Genomic DNA, 23,252 nt, shown 5'->3' on the forward strand with positions numbered 1-23,252 from the left:
GTCCGTTTACGGCGGTGAGGATGTCAACAGATATATCTACTGACTTTGGCAGTCTAAACTATACCGTCAATGGGGCAGGGTTGCCCGGTAATACACCAAGTCTGACGGGAACTCATGCTGCTCGTAATTTCAGCAACAATGCGTGGCTAGGAAATTACAGCCTTGGTGGTAATATCACTTTTAATCTTAATGGCAGCTATAGCCTAGCTGGTTTTAGCTTCTGGAACCTGAGCGGCCAGGGCAACAGTGCGGATTACGGAATTAAGGGCGTGACTGTTCAAGCCTCCACCGATGGTACAACTTTCACTACTATATCGGGTGCTCCTACTGAGTTTTCTAAGGGTACTGGCGGTTCTGTCGGTCCACAGCAATACTCCTTTTCTCCTGTTACCGCGTCTTAAGTGCGGTTTGTTGTTGGTGGTAACTGGGGACATCTCAGTGGTGAAGCAGGCTTCTTAGAAGCTCAATTTGATGGAACTACTCCTCCACCGCAACCTGTCCCCGAACCGTCTTCCTTGCTTGCTCTGTTAGCCTTTGGTTTAGCGGGTGTTGGTTTCAGAAAAAGAATGTAATCTTTAGATGGCAAAGATGGTTAATTACCCTTAGCCATCAGCTTTGAATCAGTTATCATACCATTTTTCTTTATTCGTAGCAGGCATAACCGGGCGCATCTCCTATTGGTGATTTTCTCTCACTGATGGTGAGCAGCAGAAGTTGTTCAAAGAGGGCGAAGGCAATTCGCCCCTACAATAATATGATTGCGCCAATGGTAGGGGCGCACTGCGTGCGCCCAAAATGTCATCTAGATATTTCGACAAAATTGAGATGCACCAGGCATAACCATCTCTGTCATTACTTTTGAAAAATGGTATCAGATGTGAGTTTTCAGTTCACTGATTATTGTTTACTGTATTACTGATCACTGAAAAAAAGCTCCCCACTCCCCAATTCATAATTCATAATTCATAATTCATAATTCCCACTCTTCTTAAACAGGATTTAGTCTAGGATATCTGCTAGGAATAAAGAAAAATGATATTACTTTCGATCGCCCACTGGCTCAATTCCGTGCGATTATGAAGACCGGTTTTATGAAGCATATTCGACACATGACTTTCGATCGTCCGTTGACTAACATTAAGTTTTGCGGCGATTTCCCGATTAGCCAGTCCTTGTGCGACCAATTGTACTACTTTTAACTCCGTTGGGGTTAATTCCACATTACCCGGAACCTGAAGAGGGGTGACATCTGGGGAATGGATGCGGGTGCTGCGTTTCGGCAGCCGGCCCGCTTGTGTGAGGGAAGACTCCACCCGGGCCACTAATTCTTCCGGTTCAAAGGGTTTGACCATATAAAAATTGGCCCTGGTGATTAAACCTCTTACCTTGTCCTGACTTTGCCCCTCAGGGGAGAGAAAAATCACGGGAATGCAACTAAAACGACTGTCCTGACGAATTTTTTCGAGGAAAGCATAACCGTCCATTTCCGGCATGATCAGATCACAGATAATCATATCGGGCATTTCCCTTGCTTTGGCCGCATTTGCCCCGCGTTCGAGGATTACTAGGGCCTCCCGACCGTTTTCTGCGGTTGTCACCCTATAACCACGAAACTCTAGATAATCCTTCACCAAAAGTATTAAATTTGGGTCATCGTCGATTAATAAAAGTTGTTTGTTGTCTTTGTTTGTCTCTTTCATCGCTATTTTCCAGGCTGCAGGGTTGGGGGAATGGAGACGGACAAAGGATCGACAGGCAAGAGGCAAAAGGTAGTTAGATATGTGCAATTAATTGTGTCTAGCTACTTATCTTAATCGATCGAATCAGTGATTTCAGTTAGTTTTAACCCTGTTTTCCTCTATTGTTTCGGGTTCTTCTCTGGGACAGTTCAGAGAAATTGCCGGTAAATCGTGGCGAAGAAAAGCATATTCGGTGACGATTTGATTACCGATTAGGTGTTCTTGGATAATTCTTTCGACCACTTCCCTGTTTACCCTTCGATACCAGACTCCTTCCGGGTATACTAATAAAATCGGCCCTTGGCTACAAACCCGCAAACAGTTGGCTTTAGTGCGAAAAATACAGCCTGGACGGTCGGCGCTGGGGCGATCGAGTTCTAATTCCCCTAACCGTTTCTTTAAATAATCCCATACTTCTAACCCTTCTTGCTTGTCACAGCATTTTGGCTTAGTCTGATCGCAGCAGAGAAATAGATGACGCTGGATCTGGGCTAATCCCAACTTAGCCGCATTTTCCCCCAAGATATCTCTGGTGTCTGTTTCTTCCATAAATTTTTTTTATCAACTAAACTCTTGACATTGAACAGAAAATGTGCATAGCCGACTAAACTTTTGGTTTGAGGATGTAACGATAGATAAGATAAACGATAGCGGCGAGGATTAAAGCACTTAAAACTGCGCTGACTAGGCGTAAAATCGCCGTTAAAATCGAAAAAGTCACAAAAACCCCCGCCACTGCCACAACTACCTGTGCTGGTGTGGACAGGCTGCCGTACCAAGTTTTCACTTTTTCAACAGTGGCAGCGAAACTAACCCGGGTATCAACGGGGGGGGAATCGTCGGTTTCGATTTCCACTTCCACTTCCTCTGGGGTATATTTATTATCGAACGGTTCGGGAGACTGCATAAACACTCAAGCTACTTAACACTTCATCCCTATTTTATCGGTGATTGGGGTTAACAGGGGTTGAGACAGAATTAATGTAACAATGGGTTTATCAATAGCTAGACGACCGGAATCTATGAGCCTATCGACTCCCACCGTTACCGCCATCAATTATCCTGATGCTACCATCACTAGGGCCGAACGAGCCCTCTGTTGTTCTCCTTTCCGTCTCACCCTATTCGCCGCTATGCTTGAGCGAAGTGTATCACTTTTAAGCATCCCCGGTCCTGGAGGTTTAGAAAAAGGTTATACTTCCAGACTGCTAACGGAAGCAGCAGCGGAAAGCTATCTTCTCTGGTTGATTAAAGTGGGAATTTTGCGGCGCGAAGTAGATGGACAGGGGATAACCGATAGTTTTCGTCTCACTCCTTTGGGGAGGAAATTAATAGAAAAATGGCAACCCCAAGGGGACTTTTTCCCTCAACCCACTTTCTGGCAAAGATTTTTAAATACTCTGCAACGTTGGTTTTCTTTTTAAGCAAGAGGCAACAGGCAAGAGGCAAGAGAAAGAATCTGGCAATTCTCCTACCCAAAAAAGTTTATAAACTAACTACATCAAAGCTTTTAGCTTAACAAATTAGGTTGTAGATTCGGTCATTGTTATCAGCTATCAACTGATTACTGTTAACTGATTACTGATTACTGATTACTGATTACTGAAAATACTCAATAAAAAAACTAGATGAAAGCAATTATGGTGGTGGGGACAACTTCCCACGCGGGTAAATCTTTTTTAACTGCGGCTTTATGTCGTTTATTTAACCGGAAAGGTTGGCAGGTAACACCCTTTAAAGGTCAGAATATGGCTCTTAATGCCTATGTTACCGCCGGAGGGGAAGAAATGGGTCACGCTCAGGCGGTGCAAGCATGGGCTGCGGGGACAATTCCCCGGGTAGAAATGAACCCAATTTTATTAAAACCCCAGGGAAATATGACCTCTCAGGTGATTATTAAAGGTAAGGCTGTTGGTGTCACCACGGCAGCGGATTATTATCAGAATTATTTTGACCAAGGTTGGCAAGCAATTAAAGAATCTTTAGCCAAATTATCAACAGAATTTGATCTAGTTGTCTGTGAAGGTGCGGGAAGTCCGGCGGAAATAAATCTCAAACATCGCGATTTAACTAATATGCGGGTGGCTAAATATCTCGATGCCGCTACTATTTTAGTGGTGGATATTGATCGCGGGGGGGCTTTTGCTCACGTCGTCGGTACGCTAGAATTATTAGAACCGGAGGAAAGGGCTTTAATTAAAGGTATTGTGATCAATAAATTTCGCGGACAAAAATCTCTCTTAGATTCGGGGATTACTTGGCTAGAAGATTATACAAAAATTCCCGTCTTGGGAGTTCTTCCCTATAGTGATATCTTTTTAAGTGCTGAGGATTCTCTCAGTTTACTCGATCGCCCCGCCCAAAAACCCAAAGCTGAACTAAATATCACTGTCATTCGTCTGCCTCATATCGCTAATTTTACTGATTTTGACCCTCTTTGTGGCGAAGCAACGGTTAATGTACGTTATCTAGAATTACAGGAATCTTTAGGTGATCCCGATGGGGTAATTATCCCCGGTTCTAAAACCACTGTCGCTGATTTAATTGCTCTTAATCAAAGTGGTATGGCTCATCAATTACAAGCCTATCACCAAAGGGGAGGTATTATCTTGGGCATCTGTGGTGGTTTGCAAATGTTAGGGCGATTAATCCTGGATCCTGACCATCGAGAAGGTCCCGACAGTGAGGCAGCTGGCTTAAATTTACTGCCCTTAAAAACGGTAATTACTGCCGAAAAAATTACCCGTCAACGACAAGTTTTATCTAATTTTCCCCAAGCGGGTTTACCAGTAACAGGATACGAAATTCACCAAGGAATAAGCGAATGGGAAAGTGAATCAGGTTATCAAAAAATGTTCGAGGAAGATGCTAGTCTAGGAATTGTCAATGATTCTCTCTCAATTTGGGGCTGTTATTTACATGGTATCTTTGATAATGGTTCTTGGCGAAGAACTTGGCTAAATCATCTGCGTCAGCGTCGCGGTTTATTATCTTTGCCTACGGCAATTGCTAACTATAGTGAACAAAGAGAAATAACCCTCGATAATATGGCTAATTTACTGGAAGAACATTTAAATTTTAAACCTATTTTTGCTCATTTGTAAGGAGAAATTATGACTATTTCAGTGCGTTTTTTACCCGATGATATCATCATGGAAGCGGAAACCGGAGAACTATTATTAGATGTGGCCAAAAAAGCAGGAATTGCCATTCCTACCGGCTGTTTAATGGGTTCCTGTCACGCCTGTGAAGTAGAATTAGATGATGGTACTCAAATTTGTAGTTGTATTACTGGTATCCCCGGCGATCGAGATTCTTTAACTGTTCATTTATACTCCGATCCGCTTTGGTAGTTAATCCCTTAGATCTAGTCAAACTTGGGAATAATCCAAGCTGCTATAATAGCCAATAAAACAACAATTTCTAGGACTTTATATAAGTTAAGAGATTGTAGCCACTGAAAAGTATTGGCTAGACGCAAACTTAACCCCCATTGACGTAATTGAGATAACCATAATTTCGGATTATCTTGTTCACGAAAACCCCATTTAAGGATAGACAATAACAGGGGAACTCCTCCCACTTTAGCAGTCATGAGCAGGTGCAGCACCAGACATACTACCATAATTAACCAACTGAGCAAATGGGCATAATACCAGAAGTGATTTAATTCCCCTTCTGGTAGCCATTTGGAATCCATCATCCGGCCACTATACAAAGCAAAAGTTAGGGCAAAAAGAGTCAAAGTATTGACTAAACGATGGAGACTATACCACCAAATTGGCTTACCAAATTGAGTTAATTTGTGAAGAGAATCACTTTGAATTAATCTTTTGTTGCCGCGACGAAAAGCATAGATAGCAAAAACGGGAAAGATAATCAGAGTATAGAGGCCAAAAGTGCCGTGAATACTTTCAATTTCTTGATATTCTGGTAAGGGCAGTTTTAACCAACGACCGTCAAAAGTATCATAGGTCCAATAGGCCGTAACCATGGCGGCAATCAGTGCAATTCCTGTGAATCCGTGCAGAATTCGCAGTAAAAGAGGTTGATAAGGTTGATTAGTTTTCATCGACTCGATCGATACAATAGGGTATATAAACTTGCCCAGATACTATGTTAACTAATCCTTGGCTCGTCGCTGTTCTTCTCAATACCGTCCTCCTCGGAATCGCTGCAATTGCCCCAAAAAAGCTCTTAACTCGGATGGGTTATCTCCATGCTTGGGTTTTAGGGGTAATTGTCTGGGGAAGCTTAGGATGGCGCGGTTATCTAATTGTTTTATTCTATTTCCTCGTCGGTTCTACTGTCACCCGCATCGGTTTAGCGCGCAAGGAAGCGGAGGGAATTGCCGAAAAAAGAGCGGGGGTACGCGGTCCTGAAAATGTCTGGGGTTCCGCTTTAGCGGGGGCAATTTGCGCTATCCTCAGTCTTTTTGCCGCTCCTCCCTGGGATTACCTCTTAATACTCGCTTATGTGGCTAGTTTTAGCACTAAATTAGCCGATACTACTGCCAGTGAGGTGGGTAAAGCTTACGGTAAAACTACCTATCTAATCACTAATTTTAAATCCGTCCCCCGGGGAACAGAAGGTGCTGTTAGTTTGGAAGGAACGCTCGCCGGTTTGCTGGCAGCCACGGCGATTTCCCTGTTAGCATGGGCTATCGGTGCGATCGATCTTATCGGTGTGTTATGGTGTGTAATTGCGGCATTTATCGCCACCAATATCGAAAGTCTCATCGGCGCTACCCTACAAACTCGCTTTCTGTGGTTAACTAATGAATTGGTCAATGTGATCAATACGGTTATCGGTGCGATCGTGGCTATACTGTTAAGCTTGCTCTGGTCTTTCCGCTAAAATTAAGTGACTAAAAAAATTTTTCAGAGAATATCTATGCTAAAGTGGCGTTTTTGTGCATTGTCCCTGTTTTTACTGCTAATTACTGCCTGTGGGACGGAAAATCAACCTAATTCTAGTTCTAACACCGCAAGTAGTCCCGATGCTGGCCGCTTGCAAACGGTGAAAAATCGCGGTAAGTTAATTTGTGGCATTAACGGAGAAGTGCCGGGGTTTAGCTTTGTTAATGAAAAAGGCGAATATTCGGGCTTAGATGTGCAAATTTGCCGAGCTATTGCGGCCGCTCTCTTTGATGATCCCTCCAAAGTCGAATATCGTAAACTTAGCCCCCAAGAGAGATTTACTGCCGTACAGACGGGAGAAGTGGATATTCTCAGTCGTAACACCACCTGGACGATTAACCGGGATACCGCCCTGGGGATGGAGTTTATCACCCCGGTTTTCTATGATGGTCAAGGAATTATGGCCACGAAAGCCAGTAATATTAAGAAATTAGAAGATTTAAGCGGAAAGTCCATTTGTGTGCTATCGGGAACCACCACGGAACAAAATCTGGCCGATGCCATGGCAAAAGCGGCAGTTCAAGGTTATAAACCGATCGTTTCCGATGATGTGGAGGCCTTATATACAGCTTATCAGGCGGGGCGCTGTCAGGCTGTCACCTCCGATCGCTCCCAATTGGTGGCCCGGCGCTCGGTTTTTCCCCGACCGCCGGATCATCAAGTATTAGAAGTGGTAATATCTAAGGAACCCTTGGCCCCGGCCGTGGCCGATGGTGATCCCGCTTGGTCGAATGCTGTCCGCTCGATCGTTTTTAGTTTAATTCAAGGGGAAGAATTTGGGATTAACTCCCAAAATATTGCCACTTTTGCCGATAGCAAAGACCCCAGTATTCGGCGCTTTTTGGGTATTGATGAGAAGTTAGGTGAAGATATGGGTTTACCCAATGATTTTGCCCAAAGAGTCTTAAAACAGGTGGGTAATTACGGGGAAATTTATGAGCGCGAAATCGGTAAACCCCTGCAACTCGATCGAGGTTTAAATAATCTTTGGACAAAGGGGGGTTTATTGTATTCTCCTCCTTTTCGTTAATTTTAAAATTGTGTTTCTTGACGGGGAATATAGACCCCTATGGCTGCTGGAATAACTCGAAACATGGCGGGAGTAGTGCTAGTAATTTCGCCATCGGTGTTGATACTATGGGGTTTACGAGTCTGAATTTGAATTTCTTTACCGTTAAGAGTTCTCACCCAAGATAATAAACCCTGTTGTCCTCGCGGTAATGTCCATAAAAGCGGGAAAATTTGCCACCAGTGTTCAATTTCTAGGCTATATAAATCTAATCTTTGATCGTCAATTTGGGCATCGTGAGCGATCGGCATTCCTCCCCCATAATAACGACCATTTCCGATCGCTATTTGTAGGGTTTTAACTTTGATATTTTGGCCATCAACACGGATCATAGCGGTAAAAGGACGGGTTTTACTTAATACCTGTAGGGCTGTCCAAGCATAGGCCAAAATCCCCAACCGTCGCTTTAAACCCTTGCTCAGTTTTTGGGTAATTTTCACACTTAATCCTAAACTAGCCACGTTGAAAAAGTATTTATTATTTACCCAACCTAGATCGATATATTTTAAGTTACCTTCGGCAATAATTCGACAGGCTTCGGCAATAGAATTCGGTATCCCTAAAGTCCGGGCTAAATCATTAGCTGTTCCCAAAGGTATAATGCCTAGGGGCAGTTGAGTTTCTACCAACACATCCGCCATAGCATTAAGAGTCCCATCGCCACCACCGACGATAACTAAATCAATACTAGAGCGATATTTTTCGATTAAAAAAGGTATATCTTCTACTTTTTTCAAAGGGACGCTGATAATTTCAAAATCCCAATGATTGAGTAGATCAACAGTTTGAGCAAAGTTTTCTTTACCCTTGCGCGAGTGACGATTAATTAGTAGTAAAGCTCTTTTAGTCATAGGTAAGTTTCTCAGCAATCCAAGGATAAAGGTTAAGCTGCCTGCGAATTTAAATGCGCGGACGGCTTATAGCTCTAACCTGTTCAACCTCTAACTCTAACGCGGATGCGACTTGTTCAACACTTAATCCTAAGGCTAACAAACGAGGGACTGCCTCTAGTGCTTTGTTTAGTCTGCCTTCCTGACGTGCTTCCTCGCGCACATCTTGAAAATACTGAGTTTGTTTTAATTCATCTAAACTAAACATAGTTTCTATCTCCCGACGATTGAGAAGCGGTAACTTATAAACGAGAATCGTCTCTATTAATTGTAAGAGTTCTTGGGGTTTTTGGTCGGGGGTTAATTCTTCTCTCACTCTTTGGATTAATTTTCGGGTGCTATCAAGCGCTTTTGCTTTAGATAGGGTGATTAATTGGACTGTGGCTAAACCAATCGAAGTTTGAGGAATGTTTTCTAATTCATTCAGATAAATGCGTCTAACTCGCTCGCAGTTGAGGAGTTCCCGATAACGTTGAACTTTATCAGTTTCTACTTGAGGGTTAGGATAGACAATCACACCCTGCCAATCATTGGTTAAGTCGGTTTTACTGAGATATAAGAATATTTCAGTGAAAAAGCGCTGATAAAAAGCCTCATCTTCTTGAAATTGTACCTCACAAAAGTAGATAGGAGTCTGGGGGTGATTATTTTGCGGCAGAAAGACTCCATCAAGACGAAAGGAAAGTTGTTTGACTTCCACTGAGTCAAAGCGGTAGTTATTCGCTTCGCTGATAGGGAGTTGAATTAATTCAAAGAAGATAGAGGGGAAAGATTGAAAGAGTTGATCAAAAATCGTGTCAGTTTTCATGCTTTTATTTGACAACGCGTAGCGTGCCGTCGGCAACGCATTTTTTGAGCAGCAATAACCTCTCTGGGGTTCATAAACTTCTATAAATTGTCTTCCACAATGCACACAAAGGTAGTTCTGTTTTCCTTTTCTATGACCATAATCATACCTAAATTAGCAGTGCTGATTTCCCCAAGGCACCCAAAATGTGACATAGAGAAGATCACAGAGTTACAGAACCGGTTAGGTGGGGATAAAATACCAGTGGTTGCTTTAATATCACCTGAATAGTCGGTTTTTTGTGTCTTTCCCGAGACTATCGGCTGCTACCACTGGTTTGCTGTTGTTTGTTGTTGTAATCCGAGGAAATATAGTTCTTGCGTTCCCAAGCGCTTGAACTGCATTTGTCTCTCTAGTAACAATTGTAACAGACAATACCCATTTTGTGTAAAAAAAAGTAAACAATTTGGTAAAAAATTATTTTTTGCGGTAATCCTCAACCCTCTGAGGACAGCCCCAGATTACCGTTTCCTGTTTGTAAACCACCATACCGGGCTTTGCGCCCTTGGGTTTATAGACGTATTTGGGACGGGTATAGACGACGGGAACCCGTTCACTATGGCGAGCGCGGCTATAATAAGCGGCGTAATCGGCGGCAAATTGCAGATCGGCGGCTTCTGGAACTGTACCGGGGGTTAAACGGAGTAAAACGTGACTACCAGCGATTTCTTGACTATGAAACCAGATATCGTAATCGCTGGCGCTACGAAAAGTTAGCCGATCATTTTGACGGTTATTTCTGCCAATCCATAATTCTACTCCAGAGGGAGTAGTAAAGCGCATAGGTTCGGATTCTTTGTTATTCGCCCGATTGCGCTGGTAATTGCTTTCTAGATACTTCTGTTGAATTAATTCTTCTTGTATCTCGTCTAATGCCTCTAAATCTTCGCTGCTGCTATAATTTTCTAGTTGACTTAAACTCGATCGCACCTGTTCGAGATAATTAATTTCACTGACCACTTCCTCTAATAAAGGTTCCACCGCTAACCGCGCCCTTTTTAATTTCTGATGTTGTTTATACAAATATTGGGCATTCTGTACGGGATTTCTTTCGGGATCGAGAGGAATAATTACAGGTTTTCCTGTCTGGAAATCCGCCAAACTAATGCTAGTCATTCCCTGCTGTATTTGTTGCAGATTGGCCATTAATAAATCCCCTTGCTCTTTATAGCGATCAGCATGAGCAGATTCTGCTAGTCTTGTTTGAAATCCTGCGGCTTTACTTTGCAGTTTAGTCAGTAAAGATACGACTTTTTGGTTTAATTTTTGCTGTAGTTGTCGAAAGCTTTCTTGATTAATTTGGTCGCTATAATAACGGTTTAATAATTCTTGGACATTTTTAGCTGCTGCCAGTATCTCCCCACCGATAACTGTATAACCTTCTCTTGTCCATCCGGGTTGAAAGGTTTTATTTTCAAGGATTTTTAACCATTCTTGCCAAGCTGAAAAGAGCTTTTCCCAATCAGTATTATCTAACTGATCCGTGTTTAATTTCGGGTGAATTTTGGCTTTTTGTAACAGCGATCGAGCGATGACCGGACTAACCCCACGATAGGTACTAACTAGCTGTTTTTCGATAGTTTTAGGGATTAAACTAACTCTGGCTTGCCAACTGCTCAAGGATTCTTCTAAACTGGGATTTGTTGCCAATAAAACGGGGGGTAGTTGATAGATTTGTCCCGTTTGTACGGTGCGAACACTAGACTGGGTGGCATTGACTTGATGGGCAACGGTGACAATTTGATTGTCAGCCGCAGTTAAAATCACATTGCTATATTTGCCCATAATTTCTATATACAAATGCCACAGGGCCGGATCATCGGGACGTTGGGCAAATTGCAGATCGATGACTCTTTCCCACGGGGCAACAAATGCTAATTTTGTCAGCGCAAAACCATTGAGTTGATGACGCAATTGATCGCTAAAAGTGAAGGTATCGGGGACTTTTGGCGGTGGATCACCAATATGCAGCCGCGCTCCTTGGGGATGCCAAGAAATAATTAACCATCCTTTGCGATCGAAGGTTCGTAAATAGAGGGCGATCGTTTGGCGATCAATTTGATACACTTGTTCTAGTCTCGCCGGCAGCCAAACGGCAGCAATTTCGGCACAAGTGGCGCTGAGGGTGGTAAAGTCTACGGATTGCATTTTCAGGATTCAGGAGATATTCTCGATGCCAAAGTTGGCACCGCCAAGCATGAAAATATCATAGCTTCCCACTAAGGCTAAGACAAAAAAGTTGTTTCCTCAATTAAAAACGGATTTGGTGTCAGAATCTATCGATGGAGGTATCCCAGTCTTAGCCGCACTTAAAAGCTGAGGAAGGAAAAACTATGCCAGTAGTCTATGAGAATGGCACTGGTCTAACGGACAAAACTGGCCATAGCGCCTTTTCTGGGTTTTGTCTGGATGGGTATTAGCAACCGCGCAAGCGTCCATCTTCCATGTGAACAATGCGATCGGCAATATCTAAAATCCGATTATCGTGGGTGACGAGTACAATAGTACGGCTCTGTTCTTTGGCTAAACGTTGCATCAAATTCACCACGTCTCGTCCCGTTTTACTATCGAGGGCGGCCGTTGGTTCATCGGCTAAAACTAATGGCGGATTACCAGCCAAAGCTCGCGCGATCGCTACCCTTTGTTTTTGTCCCCCAGATAAGCTATCTGGATAATAGTCGATCCGATGTCCTAAACCGACTTCTTCTAATATCAAAGCAGCGCGTTCTTCCGTTTCCCACCCGCCGAGATTTTCCTGAAGCTCGATCGACATTTGTACATTCTGTCTTGCGGTTAGAAAGGGTAACAAATTATGGGCTTGAAAAATATAACCAATTTGACGGCGGGTTTGGACTAATTGTTCTTCACTAGCCCCCCGTAATTCTTTTTCAAAATGCTGTAAGCTTCCTTCTTGAACAGAGCGTAGGCCACCAATTAAGGATAGTAAGGTTGTTTTTCCGGAACCAGAGGGGCCAGTTAAAATAACGATCTCTCCCTCTGTGATTTTTAAGTTGATCTGAAAAAGAACTTGTTTTTTCAGCGTTCCTTGACCGAAATAGTGATTGAGGTTTTGAATATCAATAACGTCCATAGACAGCATCTTTCCTTGAGATGAGGTATAGATATTTGTTTCTTTTTTCTAAAAAATATCGGCTGGATCGGCATCTTGCAATTTTTTAACAGCAGTGGCTCCTGAAACAAAGGCCATGACTAAGGTTAAAATAAAGACAAAAACCGCTCGATCAAGCGACATATTGACAGGTAATAAGGTGGCATTTTTAGTCAACTCATATTGAATATTAGCGATCAAAAAACCAGGAATATATCCGAGAACAGCAATTAAAAAAGCCTGTTGTAAAACCATTGATAAGAGATAGCTATGACGATAGCCCATGGCTTTTAGGGTGGCGTATTCTGAAAGATGTTCCGAAACATTTGTATAGAGAATTTGATAGACAACGACAATTCCAACAATAATTCCCAGGATAACACCTAAATTAAAAATGAAACCAATCGCCGTACTGCTTTGCCAATAATTCTTCTCAAATTGAATCAACTGTTGCTTGGATAAAACTTTAATATCATGAGGTAAATATGCTTGAATATCTTCGATAAATTTATTGATATTAGTTCCTGGCTTTAGACGAATTAAGCCAATATTAATTAATCCATAAGAACGGTTGCTAAAAATTCTTAAAAAATTCAAATGGCTCATGATTAAATTCCCATCTGAACCAAAAGAAGTTCCCAGTTTAAATAAGCCAGCGACTTCTATTTTGCGGTTGTTACCCTTATTGCTAACCTCGGTAATAACCGAGCCCTTTTTTTCAAAATCAGCAACAATAGGACCAAATTCAGAGCGAGAATCTTGATCGAATAAAACTTGATCGGGAAGTTTTAATAGCTCCATATTTTCTGCGAGACCGGGTAAATCAAATGCCAAATTTCTGAGATCGAACCCAATCACGAATATATTACGCCAATAATTACGAGTTTCAGGGTTTTTCCACTGAGCAAAATCTAAATAAATCGGACTGACAAAATCTACTTCTTCAAAAGCCAAGGTTTGGAGTAATCGCCGTTGAGGAAAACTTTCCATGCCAATCAGTGAAGTAGTACGAGGACTAATTAAAAAACAGTCCCCTTGTAGAGCTTCGTGAAGCCGAACAGCACTATCAAACAAAGCATCCCGAATCCCCAATTGCATAAAGACAATTACAACCGCAAAAATAACCCCCGATAGAGCCACCAGTAACCTGGTTTTTTGGTAGCGTAATTGCAACCAAGCTGTCGGTAACTTCCAGGGGAATATTTTCATTTTTTGCTCCTCCTAAAGATTCTAGATTGATCGCGGCTGACTTGTTGACAAATACTACTCCTTATTTGAGACTTCGACCTAACATTATCTCAAGGCTAAAAGTCTTTCTAGATAAGAAATTTAACTAAATAGATATTCATTTCATATATAGAACTATTTAGTTAGCGCACAACCTAAAAGCCAGCTATGATTGGGTTATAATTTTTCGATATATCTTTTAAAGATTAGTTTTGTTCGTATCGATTACGACATTAACTTGTAAATTGGTCAAGTTAGCCACTTTCTTGCTAGAAGAGGGATCGAGACGAATTTTGACTTCCACCACTCGCGCATCTGCATCAGCAACTGGATCGGTTCCCAAGACATCTTTTTTGCCAATTTGTAAGCCAATTTCAGCGACAGTTCCCCTTAGTTCCCCAATTAATCCATCGGTGGTAATTTTTGCCCGTTGTCCTAGTTTAACTCGACTAACATCTGTTTCGTAAACTTCGCTAGTGACATACATTTGACTGGTTTGACCAAGATCGAGGATGCCTTTATCACCAATTAATTCACCGGGCCAAGTATAAATTTTGAGAATTTGCCCCGCTTTGGGAGCTTTGACAAAGGCTAAATCTAAATCAGCTTTTGCCTTTTGGACAGCACTTTTAGCTGCGATTAATTGCGATTGAGCAACTTCAACATCTACGGGACGGACTTCAGCAACTGCATCTAGTGTCGCTTGATTTTCCTTGATTTTCTGATCTAGAGTTGCCACTGTGCGCTGAAGATTAGCTTCAGCTTCATCAATTTTTGCGGTTAGAGTGGTGACAATTCGATTTAAATTAGCATTGGCTTCTCGCAGACTTTCTTGGCCAGTTTGAGCCATCAGACAGAAGCGATCGCGTTCTTGTTCCGAAACCGCTCCTTGTTGGTATAAAGCATAATAACGCTGACAATCTTTTTGTGCATTGTGAAACTCAGCTTTAATCCGCTCAATAGTGGCGTATTGAGCCATTTTTTCCCCTTGTAATTGAGCCGTTAAACTGGCAATAGTAGCTTTTTGGGTAGTAATCTGTCCTTCCAATTCCGAGCGAGTCCCTTCAAATCTCGCATTTTGGGCAATAATATCCCCCTGTTTTGCGCCAGCTTTCACCTGAGTTAAAAGAGATTGAGCAATGCGAACTTGGTCTTGTGCTTGTTTCAGTGCTGCTTGGAGTCTATCCCGACTGTCGAGGATGGCCAAAACTTGTCCAGCTTCAACCTTGTCTCCCTGTTTTACCAACAGTTTATCAATGCGGGCTCCTTCCACAAAAGCAGGAGCAGAAATCTTGATTGCTTCTCCTGCCGGTTCTACATAGCCTAAAGCCGCGACGGCTTTCAGCTTTCTCGGAGTAGTGGAAGCGACAGCAGGGGATGTGGTTTTTAAAGATTGATAGCGCCAAATTGAATAAGTTGCGACAGCGCCACTTGCCATAGTCCCGATGGTGAGACAGGTAATAAGCAGCCAATTAGTTGGTTTAACAAAAAGCTGAGATTTCATAAGAAGCTTTACTCTCTTTAATTATCTGGTTTCATTGAGGTCTCTTCTTCTTGGTCGAGTTATTCGTTCCAAGATTTGCACCGTTATCCTGCGTGGCATTAAGCGAGGAACACTGTGAGCCAGCAAATAATTCTTCAGTCCTGGAATAACATAATTGCGCCCGGCTTCGAGAGCTTTAAGGGCAACTGCTACCACGCGATGAGGAGAGGTAGCACTTCCATCATCAAATATTTTAACTAAAGATCTGGTTGCCGTCGGTCCTGGGCAAAGTGCTAAAACCCGCAATCCTCGATGGCGGTACTCAGCCCAAAGAGCCTCACTAAAGGAAAGCACAAATGCCTTAGTAGCTCCATAAACTGCCATATAAGGCATGGGTTGAAAAGCACCGCTAGAGGATAAGTTAATCACGCCGCCTTCTCCTTTAGCCAGCATTCCTGGAATAAATTTATGGGTTAAATCAACTAAAGCCACTACGTTAACCATTACCTGTGCGTGATCTTGCTCAAGAGGTATTTGTTCAAAGGGTGCATAGTTAAGAAACCCAGCATTATTGACAAGTAAATCCACGGTAAGCTCCATTTGCTCCACAGCGTCAAAAACATCCTGCGCAGCATTTCCCTTGCTTAGATCGATAACAATTACTTCAGTGCGGACACCGTAAACTTGATGAAGATCCGTTGCCATTGTCTGTAGTTTTTCTTCAGCCCTTGCTACCAAAATGACATTCATGCCACGCTTAGCAAGCTCGCGGGCAAATACCTCGCCAATCCCAGATGACGCTCCCGTAATTAATGCTGTCTGACCACGATAATTGAACATAAACTTTTCTCTTTTACTTAAAGATTAGACACATCTGCTTAGACTGCGAAATTATTACTAACAAAAATGTTATTGTTAGTCAAATCAAGTCCAGATGATAGTTTAGCAATCTGAATTTGAGCGATTCCGCCTACACCATCGACATCAAAGAATAAAGTGCCGTTAGCTCGGTTATAGATAAATCTATCATTAGAATCGACTGCTGCTGTACCAATGACAAATTGCTCAGGCATCAGCAAAGCATCTGCTATGAGGTCATCGGTGAAACCAGCAGCAGAGATGATTATAATATCATTAATAACTGAAAAATCTGTAATAGTGTCAATGCCATCTTGGGGACTACTGAAAACAAATTGATCGGCACCAGCACCGCCCGTAAGAGTATCTCCACCTAAGCCACCAATTAATACATCGTTGCCACTATCACCAAAGAGAGCATCATTGCCCACCTCGCCAAAAAGAATGTCGTTACCAGAACCACCAAAGAGAGCATCGTCACCATCACCGCCATTAAGTACGTCGTCACCAACATCACCAATGATGCCATCGTTGCCATCACCACCAAATAGGGCATCGTTGCCATCACCGCCCCAGATGCCGTCGTTGCCATCACCCCCTGTTACCTGATCGTCGCCAGAACCGCCAATAATCCCGTCTTTGCCAGCACCTCCACTTAAAGTATCATTGCCAGCATCACCATTGAGAATGTCATCGCCATCACCGCCATTGAGAGCGTCATCACCATTGCCACCAAGGAGAATGTCACGTCCATCGCCCCCAAGCAGATCGTCGTTGCCATCGCCGCCACTTAGATAGTCGTTGCCACCTCCGCCGAACAGTAAGTCATTACCGCCACCCCCAAGTAAGGCATCGTTGCCATCGCCAGTCACTAAAGTATCGTTGCCAAGTCCACCATCAAGATAGTCATTGCCACCGTTGCCATATAAAATATCATCGCCATTGCTGCCGAATAAAAGATCGTTGCCAGTGGTGCCGATAAAAGTAGCCATCTCATTTTCTCCTTTGCAATAAAAATCTGATTTATTTTAAGTTACTCAAACTTTTTGTCAGCTTTTTGTAAGCGACTAACTCCCAAGAGTCCGAGTCCTAATGGTAAACAAGACAGGGTATTAGAAGGCTCAGGAATTGGCGTTAGGGAAAGAGTCACCGCCCGATTGTTAGCATCAGGAACAATGCGAGCTACTTCGACTTCATCCCCTGTCCAAAACACTCCATCAGGTCCAGGAGTAAATAAAGGGGTAATGGCGGAACTGAAGAATTCTAGCTGACTCCCGGCTCCTTCTGGAGGAAACCCAGTTAAGGGTGAGGAGACATTGAGGGTTACGGGGTCTCTGGTGCGAATTGTTCCTTCCGGCGTTCCTTGGATTTCTAAAAAGAATTTCAAGAAACTATCCCCTAAAGAGGAATTATCGCTTCTTTGGCTGATAGCTCCTGCCGAATAGAGGGAAACATAGGGTAAAGTTGACCCTGAAGGAGTCGGGGCTAAATCCGGCACTCCATCCCCAGCTAAGGCAGTAATCAGGGGGACAAAAGGAGTAGAACCTGAAGCGATATTGTGGAAGACTTCCAGTTGAACTACGTCGGCAATACCATCAACACTGCCTACATTACCCAGTAAAGGATCGCCAATAATGGCATCAACGGGATTTCCTAATAAAATCTTAGTTTTTCCCTGAAGAATTGCGGTAAAATCTGGTAAATTGTTCGGACTAAAGCCAAAGTTAGCACTAACGATAACTGTGTTAGCAAAATCGTAGATCTGGCTCGAACAATTAGAAATCCAATTGTTCCCTGAACCACAGTTTAAAGAAGAGGCATTGGCGGGAGTTATTGCTCCTGGCAATAGGGAAACTGTTAAGCCCATAATGCTTGGAATAAGTGGCAGCATTTTAAACTTAGAGTTTTTCATTTGTCTTATCCTTGAGATTAATCTGTTGTAAGATTTTCCTGATTGCATCGACAACTAATTGAGGTTGATCAATGTGGATATTATGACCACTGCCGTAAGCGATTTGTAAGCTTCCCGAAGTCGAAAGCTGGGAGGTTTCTGCCTGTAATTGCCGCCAGATAGACTCAGCTGCTTCTACATTTTGCCCGGAAAACATATTCAGTCCGTGAGAAATTACGACTAAGGGTAAGTGAGAGGGAAAGGAAGTTTTACTGACCAATGCAGCATCTTTTTCCATTAATGCGCTTTCGGCTAAGGCAGTATTAAAGCTTTGAGGCAGGAACTTCGCTAAAACAACAGATTGTACAGACGGGGGCATTTTTTGGACAAATTCGGGAGCGACATCACTGCCTTTGAGTTGCAGCAGGAGGCGCAAGATTCCCAGGCGAGAAATAATGGATAAACTGCCAAACATTTGCCGCGTTGCTGCCATATTTTCCCTAAATTCACTCCCCAGACGGCTATAGACATTTGCCGGTACCGCATCCACTAAAACCACTCCTACTACTTCTGAGGGATACTGGCTGGCAAACAAGCGCATATTCAACCCCCCCAAGGAATGACCCACCAGTAAATAAGGTCCAGCTATTCCCCCTTTTTTCAGTAGAGTGTGTAGTTCTTGAACCATAATCAGGCTGGTGCGAGGATGGGGACTGGGTTCACTCCAGCCGTAGCCAGCGCGGTCGTAAACACAGACAGAGGTGAACTTTGCCACTTGCGATTGAACCCAATGCCAGAGGGGAGATATTCCCCCTAGTCCATAGTCCATCACCACAGTCGGATGACCTTGGCTTTTACAGTGGAGATGCAAGCGATAACCCCCTACATCTATCAATTGACCAGGTGGTGGATACTTACTTAGGTCTTTGACTGTAGAAATTTGCTGGTAAACCATTCCTAAAAGTACCAGTAGCGCCACCAAAGTAATAAGTATTCCGCCGAGTAGCCAAAATTTCATCTTTCTTCCTCATCGTCCATTAGTTACCTGATAAAATTCTCTACTAAGCACCGATCTTTAGAACTGGTTTACTATCGGTTAAGGTAAGATAGACACAACATTTTTTGTCTAAGTTAGAGAGCCAACAGTAAATTGGAATTCCAGGACAACTAGCATTTTCAGGCGGAATGTCTGGCTCAACAAGAGTCGGTAAATCAGAAAACTTAAGCAGCGTTCTCGGTTTACCCAAATTAATGGCAGCAACGGCAGCTGCCATGATAAACATTGACCCAATTTCACTCAGTCCTCTGCCTTCTAAGGAAACTGAGTTTCCCTGCTCAAGCGCTTGGAGTTCTAAGTCGGAAAGGTTTAAACCAATGCGGTTTATTCCTCGACGCAATTCATGAGACTCTAAGAGCAATTGAGATAGAACAAGGGTAGTTGATTGCATGAGAAGTCCCTCCAATAAGATCAGGATACAACAGCAATAAAACTAAGAAGCAAACGACTCAATTTTTACTGCTTTATTTGCCACTTCTTCAACAGGAAAAGAGTATTTATCCTGCGGTTGATAATGATAGCTCTTAAATTCTTCACGCATCTTTTCCATTTGGGTGTTGTCAGGTATTCCTCTCGTTTTCCACTTATAGATAACTTCGGCAATAGTCGCTTGAACCGATAGGCTCAACATCCGACCAAAGTAGTACCAGTGTCGTGGGGTTAACCAGCCAGCTAGTCCAAAAGCTTTCCATTGAAAGAGAGCGTACCAAATAGCGATGTAGAAATAAACAGCTTTCATGCTGGCAAAAACATTACACCGCCGAGGCTCGAATTTAGTATTTTCTAAGAAGTCATCAAAGTGCTTTAATGTCCCATAATTGCCCCATAATTGGTCAGCACGATAGGCATCCATTAAGCCGATATTAGCTCCTTCTTCAACTAATTGATGAAACTCTTTACATAAGTCAGCGAAAATGCCATCTACATTTCCATTAGCAATCTTGACGTAGCGGGGGATAAAATTCAAGTCCAGATGCCATTTACCAATATAGGTGGGAATATGCACACCAAACCACCACATATACTCGAAATAAATCCGCCAACTCATAACACTAGCATGACCGAGTTGATAGGCATGATCTCGGTAGAGACAGTTGACAGTACGAGCATAAGCTAGGTTGAAATCATTGTAAGCGGATCGTTTTTGTTCTGCTGCTGCTTCCTCAGCCAATTTAGCACGGATAATTTCTGTAACACTTTCTACCTCAAAAGCGATCATGGTCGTTCCATAGGAGTAGAAAGCATCGAAAATATGGGCGGCATCGCCAATAATGTACCAGTTGTCAGGAGAGAAGAGAACTTTACTTTTGTGGGCAATTTTCGGCCAGTAATGAAAATCAACTACTTCCCCACTGTCAATCAATCGAGAGAGAATAGTATGATTCGCATCGAGAAAACTGGAAAACTTCTCAAGGTTGTTGATGCTTTTAGCGGGGATAACATCGTGATGGTGAATGATGCCAATAGATAACTCCATAGACTTCTTATCAATGGGAATCATCCACAACCAATGGCCTTGGCCAAAATAATGATTGGTGGCATAGTAATGGCTGGTAGATGCGCCTTCGGGATGGTAGCCACTGTGGAAAATTGTGCGGTCTATATTTTTGACCCGCAGCCACGCCGAACCATTATTGACTCCCAAGAGATTTTCTGGACCGGAAAGCACATTATCAGTTTTGCGTCCAATAATAAAATTCCGTCCTGCGGCATCGATAACGTGCTTGGCTTGAAGGGTAATATTTTCCTCGCCAACTTTAGCGTAAACTGTTTTCAGATCATCCCCTTGAGTGAGATCTACATCTTTGACCCGTCCATTGTAAAAATCGGCTCCCATCTGACAATTCATCGCCAGTAAATCTTGCTCAAATTTAGCCCGTTGTAGGTGAAAAGAACCAACCGGAGTTTGACGGTTTGCCCAGACATGATAGTAATCGTCAAGGCTGGCTGTTTTTGAGGTATCTTTAGGCCAGTGGAAATTGAGACCAGATTTGGGGGGGTGGTTTTCAATTAAATAATCATGTAGTCCTAATTCTTTACAGAGAAATAAAGCCGCAACTTCGATTAAAGACTCACCGATTTTTAAATCTTTGTCTGTGCGTTCAACGGGACGGGGATCGATTAGCGCCACCCGAATATTAGGGATGTTGAGCATGAGATGTCGTGCTTGGCACAGTCCAGCAAAGCCTGCTCCCATAATGACAACATCGTATTCTCGGGATTGAGTAATGGTAGAATTCATGGTTAACTCCTTGATAGTTGATGAGATGATTGACACTCACAGATGATTGAGAGAAGGGCGTTGAATTTGATGCAAGTCAAAATCCTTAAGAATTGGTGGCTTCTGCCAGCCAAGGCTGGAGTTTTGGTTGATATTGATAAGTTTTAAACTCTTGACGCATCGCTTCAATTTCGCTGTTGGCGGGCAGTCCTTTGGTTTTGAACTTATAAATTAACTCGCCGATAGTTGCTTGTCCTGACAACCCTAACAGGCGCAAGAAATGGTAAATATGGTGGGGATGGAGACAACCTTGGATACCAAATCCTTTCCATTGAAAGATTGCATACCAGAGGGCGGCATAAAAACAGGTAGCTTTTAAGCCAGCAAAGACATTACACCGCCGCGGTTCAAACTTGGTATTTTCCAGGAAGTCATCAAAGTGTTTGAGAGTGTGATAACCCTTGAAAAGTTGATCGCCCCGGTAACAATCCATCAAGCCAATATTGACATCCTTGTCTGCTAGTTCGGTAAATTGTTCATTTAAATCAGCAAACAGTCCATCAATATTGCTGTTAAGGGTTTTGAGAAAGATCGGAATATAGGTGAGGTCCAAATGCCATTTACCTACATACATGGGAACTTGTACCCCAAACCACCACATATACTCAAAGTAAATGCGCCAACTCATCACACTGGCTTGTCCTAACTGTTTGGCCTGTCCCCGATAGAGACAGTTGACACTACGGGAGTAGGCTAAGTTAAACTCATTGTAAGCAGCCCGTTTTTGTTCCGCCGATTCTTCCCCTGCCAGTTTGGCCCGCACAATCTCCGTTATCCCTTCAATGGCTAAAGCAATCGTGGTGGTTCCGTAGGAATAGAAAGCATCGAAGATGTAAGCAGCGTCGCCAAGGACATACCAATTGTCGGGAGAAAATAGGGTTTTGCTTGTGTGAGAAATCCTCGGCCAATAGTGGAAATCTACTGCTTCTCCACTGTCAATAATATTGGCAAGAATTTGGTGGTTATTTCGCAGGAAATCATGGAATTTTTCCCGGCTGTTTACCTGAGTAGAATTAATCACATCATGGTGATGAATCACGCCAATAGATAATTCCATTGTTTGGGTGTCAATCGGAATCATCCACAGCCAATGTCCTTCGCCAAAATAGTGATTAGTCGAGTAATAATGGCTGGTTGAGGCATTAAGAGGATCGTAGCCACTGTGGAAGATGGTACGATCTACATTTTTGACTCGCACCCAGGCAGCTCCCGTGTTTAATCCCATTAAGTTTTCTGGACCAAATAGGAGGTTGTCAGTCTTGCGCCCGATGATGAATTTCCGTCCTGCTGCATCGATAACGTGTTTGGCTTGCAGTTCCATTCTTTCATCGCCTACCTTGATTTTAACTGTTTTAATGGCATCGCCAGGAGTTAAATCAACATCAACAACTTGCCCATTATAGAAGTTGATTCCCATGGCTTTATCCATTTTTAGCAAGTCTTGTTCAAACTTGGAGCGGTTGATTTGAAAAGAGGGAATGGGAACTTGTCGGTTCGAGCCAGCATGATAGTAGTCGTCGATTGTTTCAGTTTTTGCTGGATTTTTGGGCCAGTGAAAGTTAAGCCCTTGTTTGGGAGCATGATTTTCAATTAGGTAATCATGTAGTCCCAATTCTTTGGCAAGAAAAAGAGCGGCAATTTCAATGGTGGACTCGCCAATTTTTAAGTCCTTATCTGTGCGTTGTTCGGGACGAGGATCCACTAGAGCAACTTTGATATTGGGAATCTTGAGCATCAGGTGTCGCGCTTGACATAGGCCAGCAAAACCAGCACCCATAATGACTACATCATACTCTTTGTTTTGAGTTGTTTGCATTGATTTACTCCTGAATTAATCGAGGTTAGTTTTGGTAAATTGTTTGAATTTGAGAGAAGGAAAAAC

The 23,252-nt window shown here is 42.9% G+C and carries 24 protein-coding genes and 1 pseudogene; 7 read left to right on the plus strand and 18 right to left on the minus strand.

The genetic code is table 11. The features are described 5' to 3' along the window. The first annotated feature begins 14 nt into the window (after positions 1-14). Both GQR42_RS10625 and GQR42_RS28635 read left to right on the plus strand, forming a co-directional pair. Positions 15-401, plus strand: coding sequence for a hypothetical protein (locus GQR42_RS10625; RefSeq protein ID WP_233271353.1), 387 nt, complete (start codon positions 15-17; stop codon positions 399-401). After that, positions 402-572 (plus strand): PEP-CTERM sorting domain-containing protein, encoded by a 171-nt coding sequence (locus GQR42_RS28635; RefSeq protein ID WP_233271354.1) that lies wholly within the window; start codon positions 402-404, stop codon positions 570-572. Positions 573-1,016: 444 nt separating this feature from the next. On the opposite strand, the gene GQR42_RS10630 is transcribed toward GQR42_RS28635, so the two are convergent. From GQR42_RS10630 to GQR42_RS10640, 3 genes are all read right to left on the minus strand, one after another. Further along, positions 1,017-1,700, minus strand: coding sequence for a response regulator transcription factor (locus tag GQR42_RS10630; protein WP_158199956.1), 684 nt, complete (start codon positions 1,698-1,700; stop codon positions 1,017-1,019). A 132-nt stretch (positions 1,701-1,832) separates the two neighbouring features. Then, positions 1,833-2,288, minus strand: coding sequence for a (2Fe-2S) ferredoxin domain-containing protein (locus tag GQR42_RS10635; protein ID WP_158199957.1), 456 nt, complete (start codon positions 2,286-2,288; stop codon positions 1,833-1,835). A gap of 55 nt (positions 2,289-2,343) precedes the next feature. Further along, entirely contained in the window at positions 2,344-2,646 is a 303-nt protein-coding gene (locus GQR42_RS10640; protein WP_158199958.1) for a hypothetical protein, read from the minus strand. Positions 2,647-2,761: 115 nt separating this feature from the next. On the opposite strand from GQR42_RS10640, the gene GQR42_RS10645 reads away from it, so the two are divergent. The 3 genes from GQR42_RS10645 (at position 2,762) to GQR42_RS10655 (ending at position 5,092) form a co-directional block, all read left to right on the plus strand. After that, positions 2,762-3,163, plus strand: a complete 402-nt coding sequence (locus GQR42_RS10645) for an Npun_F0494 family protein (protein WP_199273302.1) — start codon at positions 2,762-2,764, stop codon at positions 3,161-3,163. A gap of 204 nt (positions 3,164-3,367) precedes the next feature. Further along, positions 3,368-4,843 (plus strand): cobyric acid synthase CobQ, encoded by a 1,476-nt coding sequence (gene cobQ / locus GQR42_RS10650; protein WP_158199960.1) that lies wholly within the window; start codon positions 3,368-3,370, stop codon positions 4,841-4,843. A 9-nt stretch (positions 4,844-4,852) separates the two neighbouring features. Continuing rightward, on the plus strand, positions 4,853-5,092 hold the full coding sequence (locus GQR42_RS10655; protein WP_158199961.1) for a 2Fe-2S iron-sulfur cluster-binding protein: 240 nt from the start codon (positions 4,853-4,855) through the stop codon (positions 5,090-5,092). A 14-nt stretch (positions 5,093-5,106) separates the two neighbouring features. On the opposite strand, the gene GQR42_RS10660 is transcribed toward GQR42_RS10655, so the two are convergent. Next, a complete protein-coding gene (locus GQR42_RS10660; protein ID WP_158199962.1) occupies positions 5,107-5,811 on the minus strand; it encodes a cytochrome b/b6 domain-containing protein in 705 nt (234 codons plus the stop codon). A 44-nt stretch (positions 5,812-5,855) separates the two neighbouring features. Between GQR42_RS10660 and GQR42_RS10665 the strand changes: the two genes are divergently transcribed. Further along, on the plus strand, positions 5,856-6,596 hold the full coding sequence (locus GQR42_RS10665) for a TIGR00297 family protein (protein ID WP_158199963.1): 741 nt from the start codon (positions 5,856-5,858) through the stop codon (positions 6,594-6,596). Between the two features lie 36 nt (positions 6,597-6,632). Beyond that, positions 6,633-7,688 (plus strand): amino acid ABC transporter substrate-binding protein, encoded by a 1,056-nt coding sequence (locus tag GQR42_RS10670; protein ID WP_158199964.1) that lies wholly within the window; start codon positions 6,633-6,635, stop codon positions 7,686-7,688. 2 nt (positions 7,689-7,690) lie between these two features. Here GQR42_RS10670 and GQR42_RS10675 read toward each other — a convergent pair whose 3' ends face one another. From GQR42_RS10675 to GQR42_RS10740, 14 genes and pseudogenes are all read right to left on the minus strand, one after another. Then, positions 7,691-8,578, minus strand: coding sequence for a lipid kinase (locus GQR42_RS10675; protein WP_158199965.1), 888 nt, complete (start codon positions 8,576-8,578; stop codon positions 7,691-7,693). Between the two features lie 49 nt (positions 8,579-8,627). Then, the gene (locus tag GQR42_RS10680) at positions 8,628-9,425 is read right to left on the minus strand and encodes an Rpn family recombination-promoting nuclease/putative transposase (RefSeq protein ID WP_158199966.1); all 798 of its coding nucleotides are present in this window, start codon (positions 9,423-9,425) and stop codon (positions 8,628-8,630) included. 54 nt (positions 9,426-9,479) lie between these two features. Further along, positions 9,480-9,563: pseudogene (locus GQR42_RS10685) on the minus strand (IS1/IS1595 family N-terminal zinc-binding domain-containing protein); the annotation flags it as partial. Between the two features lie 318 nt (positions 9,564-9,881). Then, a complete protein-coding gene (locus tag GQR42_RS10690) occupies positions 9,882-11,612 on the minus strand; it encodes an Rqc2 family fibronectin-binding protein (RefSeq protein ID WP_158199967.1) in 1,731 nt (576 codons plus the stop codon). Between the two features lie 268 nt (positions 11,613-11,880). Further along, positions 11,881-12,555 (minus strand): DevA family ABC transporter ATP-binding protein, encoded by a 675-nt coding sequence (locus GQR42_RS10695; RefSeq protein WP_199273303.1) that lies wholly within the window; start codon positions 12,553-12,555, stop codon positions 11,881-11,883. A gap of 48 nt (positions 12,556-12,603) precedes the next feature. After that, on the minus strand, positions 12,604-13,782 hold the full coding sequence (gene devC / locus GQR42_RS10700) for an ABC transporter permease DevC (RefSeq protein WP_158199969.1): 1,179 nt from the start codon (positions 13,780-13,782) through the stop codon (positions 12,604-12,606). A gap of 217 nt (positions 13,783-13,999) precedes the next feature. Beyond that, complete coding sequence (locus GQR42_RS10705) at positions 14,000-15,304, minus strand: ABC exporter membrane fusion protein (RefSeq protein ID WP_158199970.1); 1,305 nt, start codon at positions 15,302-15,304, stop codon at positions 14,000-14,002. Between the two features lie 21 nt (positions 15,305-15,325). Next, complete coding sequence (locus tag GQR42_RS10710) at positions 15,326-16,123, minus strand: SDR family NAD(P)-dependent oxidoreductase (protein ID WP_158199971.1); 798 nt, start codon at positions 16,121-16,123, stop codon at positions 15,326-15,328. 38 nt (positions 16,124-16,161) lie between these two features. After that, positions 16,162-17,133 carry a calcium-binding protein gene (locus GQR42_RS29725; RefSeq protein ID WP_158199972.1) on the minus strand — a complete coding sequence of 324 codons (972 nt, stop codon included), beginning with the start codon at positions 17,131-17,133 and terminating at the stop codon, positions 16,162-16,164. A gap of 41 nt (positions 17,134-17,174) precedes the next feature. Beyond that, positions 17,175-18,053, minus strand: a complete 879-nt coding sequence (locus tag GQR42_RS10720) for a hypothetical protein (RefSeq protein WP_158199973.1) — start codon at positions 18,051-18,053, stop codon at positions 17,175-17,177. Next, on the minus strand, positions 18,040-19,050 hold the full coding sequence (locus tag GQR42_RS10725; protein ID WP_158199974.1) for an alpha/beta fold hydrolase: 1,011 nt from the start codon (positions 19,048-19,050) through the stop codon (positions 18,040-18,042). The genes GQR42_RS10720 and GQR42_RS10725 overlap by 14 nt, the downstream gene beginning before the upstream one ends. A gap of 43 nt (positions 19,051-19,093) precedes the next feature. Continuing rightward, positions 19,094-19,480: a hypothetical protein gene (locus GQR42_RS10730; protein ID WP_158199975.1), complete on the minus strand. Its 387-nt coding sequence runs from the start codon at positions 19,478-19,480 to the stop codon at positions 19,094-19,096. Between the two features lie 42 nt (positions 19,481-19,522). Next, the gene (locus tag GQR42_RS10735; protein WP_158199976.1) at positions 19,523-21,331 is read right to left on the minus strand and encodes an NAD(P)/FAD-dependent oxidoreductase; all 1,809 of its coding nucleotides are present in this window, start codon (positions 21,329-21,331) and stop codon (positions 19,523-19,525) included. Positions 21,332-21,416: 85 nt separating this feature from the next. Beyond that, positions 21,417-23,186 (minus strand): NAD(P)/FAD-dependent oxidoreductase, encoded by a 1,770-nt coding sequence (locus GQR42_RS10740; protein WP_158199977.1) that lies wholly within the window; start codon positions 23,184-23,186, stop codon positions 21,417-21,419. Positions 23,187-23,252: the final 66 nt, after the last annotated feature.

It is taken from the genome of Microcystis aeruginosa FD4, assembly GCF_009792235.1.
GTDB classification, from domain to species: domain Bacteria; phylum Cyanobacteriota; class Cyanobacteriia; order Cyanobacteriales; family Microcystaceae; genus Microcystis; species Microcystis viridis.

Coding starts and splice junctions, on each gene's coding strand:
- GQR42_RS10630 (WP_158199956.1), bottom strand. CDS start 1,700: ATGAAAGAGACAAACAAAGACAACAAACAACTTTTATTAATCGACGAT.
- GQR42_RS10635 (WP_158199957.1), bottom strand. CDS start 2,288: ATGGAAGAAACAGACACCAGAGATATCTTGGGGGAAAATGCGGCTAAG.
- GQR42_RS10680 (WP_158199966.1), bottom strand. CDS start 9,425: ATGAAAACTGACACGATTTTTGATCAACTCTTTCAATCTTTCCCCTCT.
- GQR42_RS10645 (WP_199273302.1), top strand. CDS start 2,762: ATGAGCCTATCGACTCCCACCGTTACCGCCATCAATTATCCTGATGCT.
- GQR42_RS10665 (WP_158199963.1), top strand. CDS start 5,856: ATGTTAACTAATCCTTGGCTCGTCGCTGTTCTTCTCAATACCGTCCTC.
- GQR42_RS10740 (WP_158199977.1), bottom strand. CDS start 23,186: ATGCAAACAACTCAAAACAAAGAGTATGATGTAGTCATTATGGGTGCT.
- GQR42_RS10710 (WP_158199971.1), bottom strand. CDS start 16,123: ATGTTCAATTATCGTGGTCAGACAGCATTAATTACGGGAGCGTCATCT.
- GQR42_RS10660 (WP_158199962.1), bottom strand. CDS start 5,811: ATGAAAACTAATCAACCTTATCAACCTCTTTTACTGCGAATTCTGCAC.
- GQR42_RS10735 (WP_158199976.1), bottom strand. CDS start 21,331: ATGAATTCTACCATTACTCAATCCCGAGAATACGATGTTGTCATTATG.
- GQR42_RS10730 (WP_158199975.1), bottom strand. CDS start 19,480: ATGCAATCAACTACCCTTGTTCTATCTCAATTGCTCTTAGAGTCTCAT.
- GQR42_RS10670 (WP_158199964.1), top strand. CDS start 6,633: ATGCTAAAGTGGCGTTTTTGTGCATTGTCCCTGTTTTTACTGCTAATT.
- GQR42_RS10690 (WP_158199967.1), bottom strand. CDS start 11,612: ATGCAATCCGTAGACTTTACCACCCTCAGCGCCACTTGTGCCGAAATT.
- devC (WP_158199969.1), bottom strand. CDS start 13,782: ATGAAAATATTCCCCTGGAAGTTACCGACAGCTTGGTTGCAATTACGC.
- GQR42_RS10720 (WP_158199973.1), bottom strand. CDS start 18,053: ATGAAAAACTCTAAGTTTAAAATGCTGCCACTTATTCCAAGCATTATG.
- GQR42_RS10725 (WP_158199974.1), bottom strand. CDS start 19,050: ATGAAATTTTGGCTACTCGGCGGAATACTTATTACTTTGGTGGCGCTA.
- cobQ (WP_158199960.1), top strand. CDS start 3,368: ATGAAAGCAATTATGGTGGTGGGGACAACTTCCCACGCGGGTAAATCT.
- GQR42_RS10675 (WP_158199965.1), bottom strand. CDS start 8,578: ATGACTAAAAGAGCTTTACTACTAATTAATCGTCACTCGCGCAAGGGT.
- GQR42_RS10655 (WP_158199961.1), top strand. CDS start 4,853: ATGACTATTTCAGTGCGTTTTTTACCCGATGATATCATCATGGAAGCG.
- GQR42_RS10640 (WP_158199958.1), bottom strand. CDS start 2,646: ATGCAGTCTCCCGAACCGTTCGATAATAAATATACCCCAGAGGAAGTG.
- GQR42_RS10705 (WP_158199970.1), bottom strand. CDS start 15,304: ATGAAATCTCAGCTTTTTGTTAAACCAACTAATTGGCTGCTTATTACC.
- GQR42_RS10695 (WP_199273303.1), bottom strand. CDS start 12,555: ATGGACGTTATTGATATTCAAAACCTCAATCACTATTTCGGTCAAGGA.
- GQR42_RS29725 (WP_158199972.1), bottom strand. CDS start 17,133: ATGGCTACTTTTATCGGCACCACTGGCAACGATCTTTTATTCGGCAGC.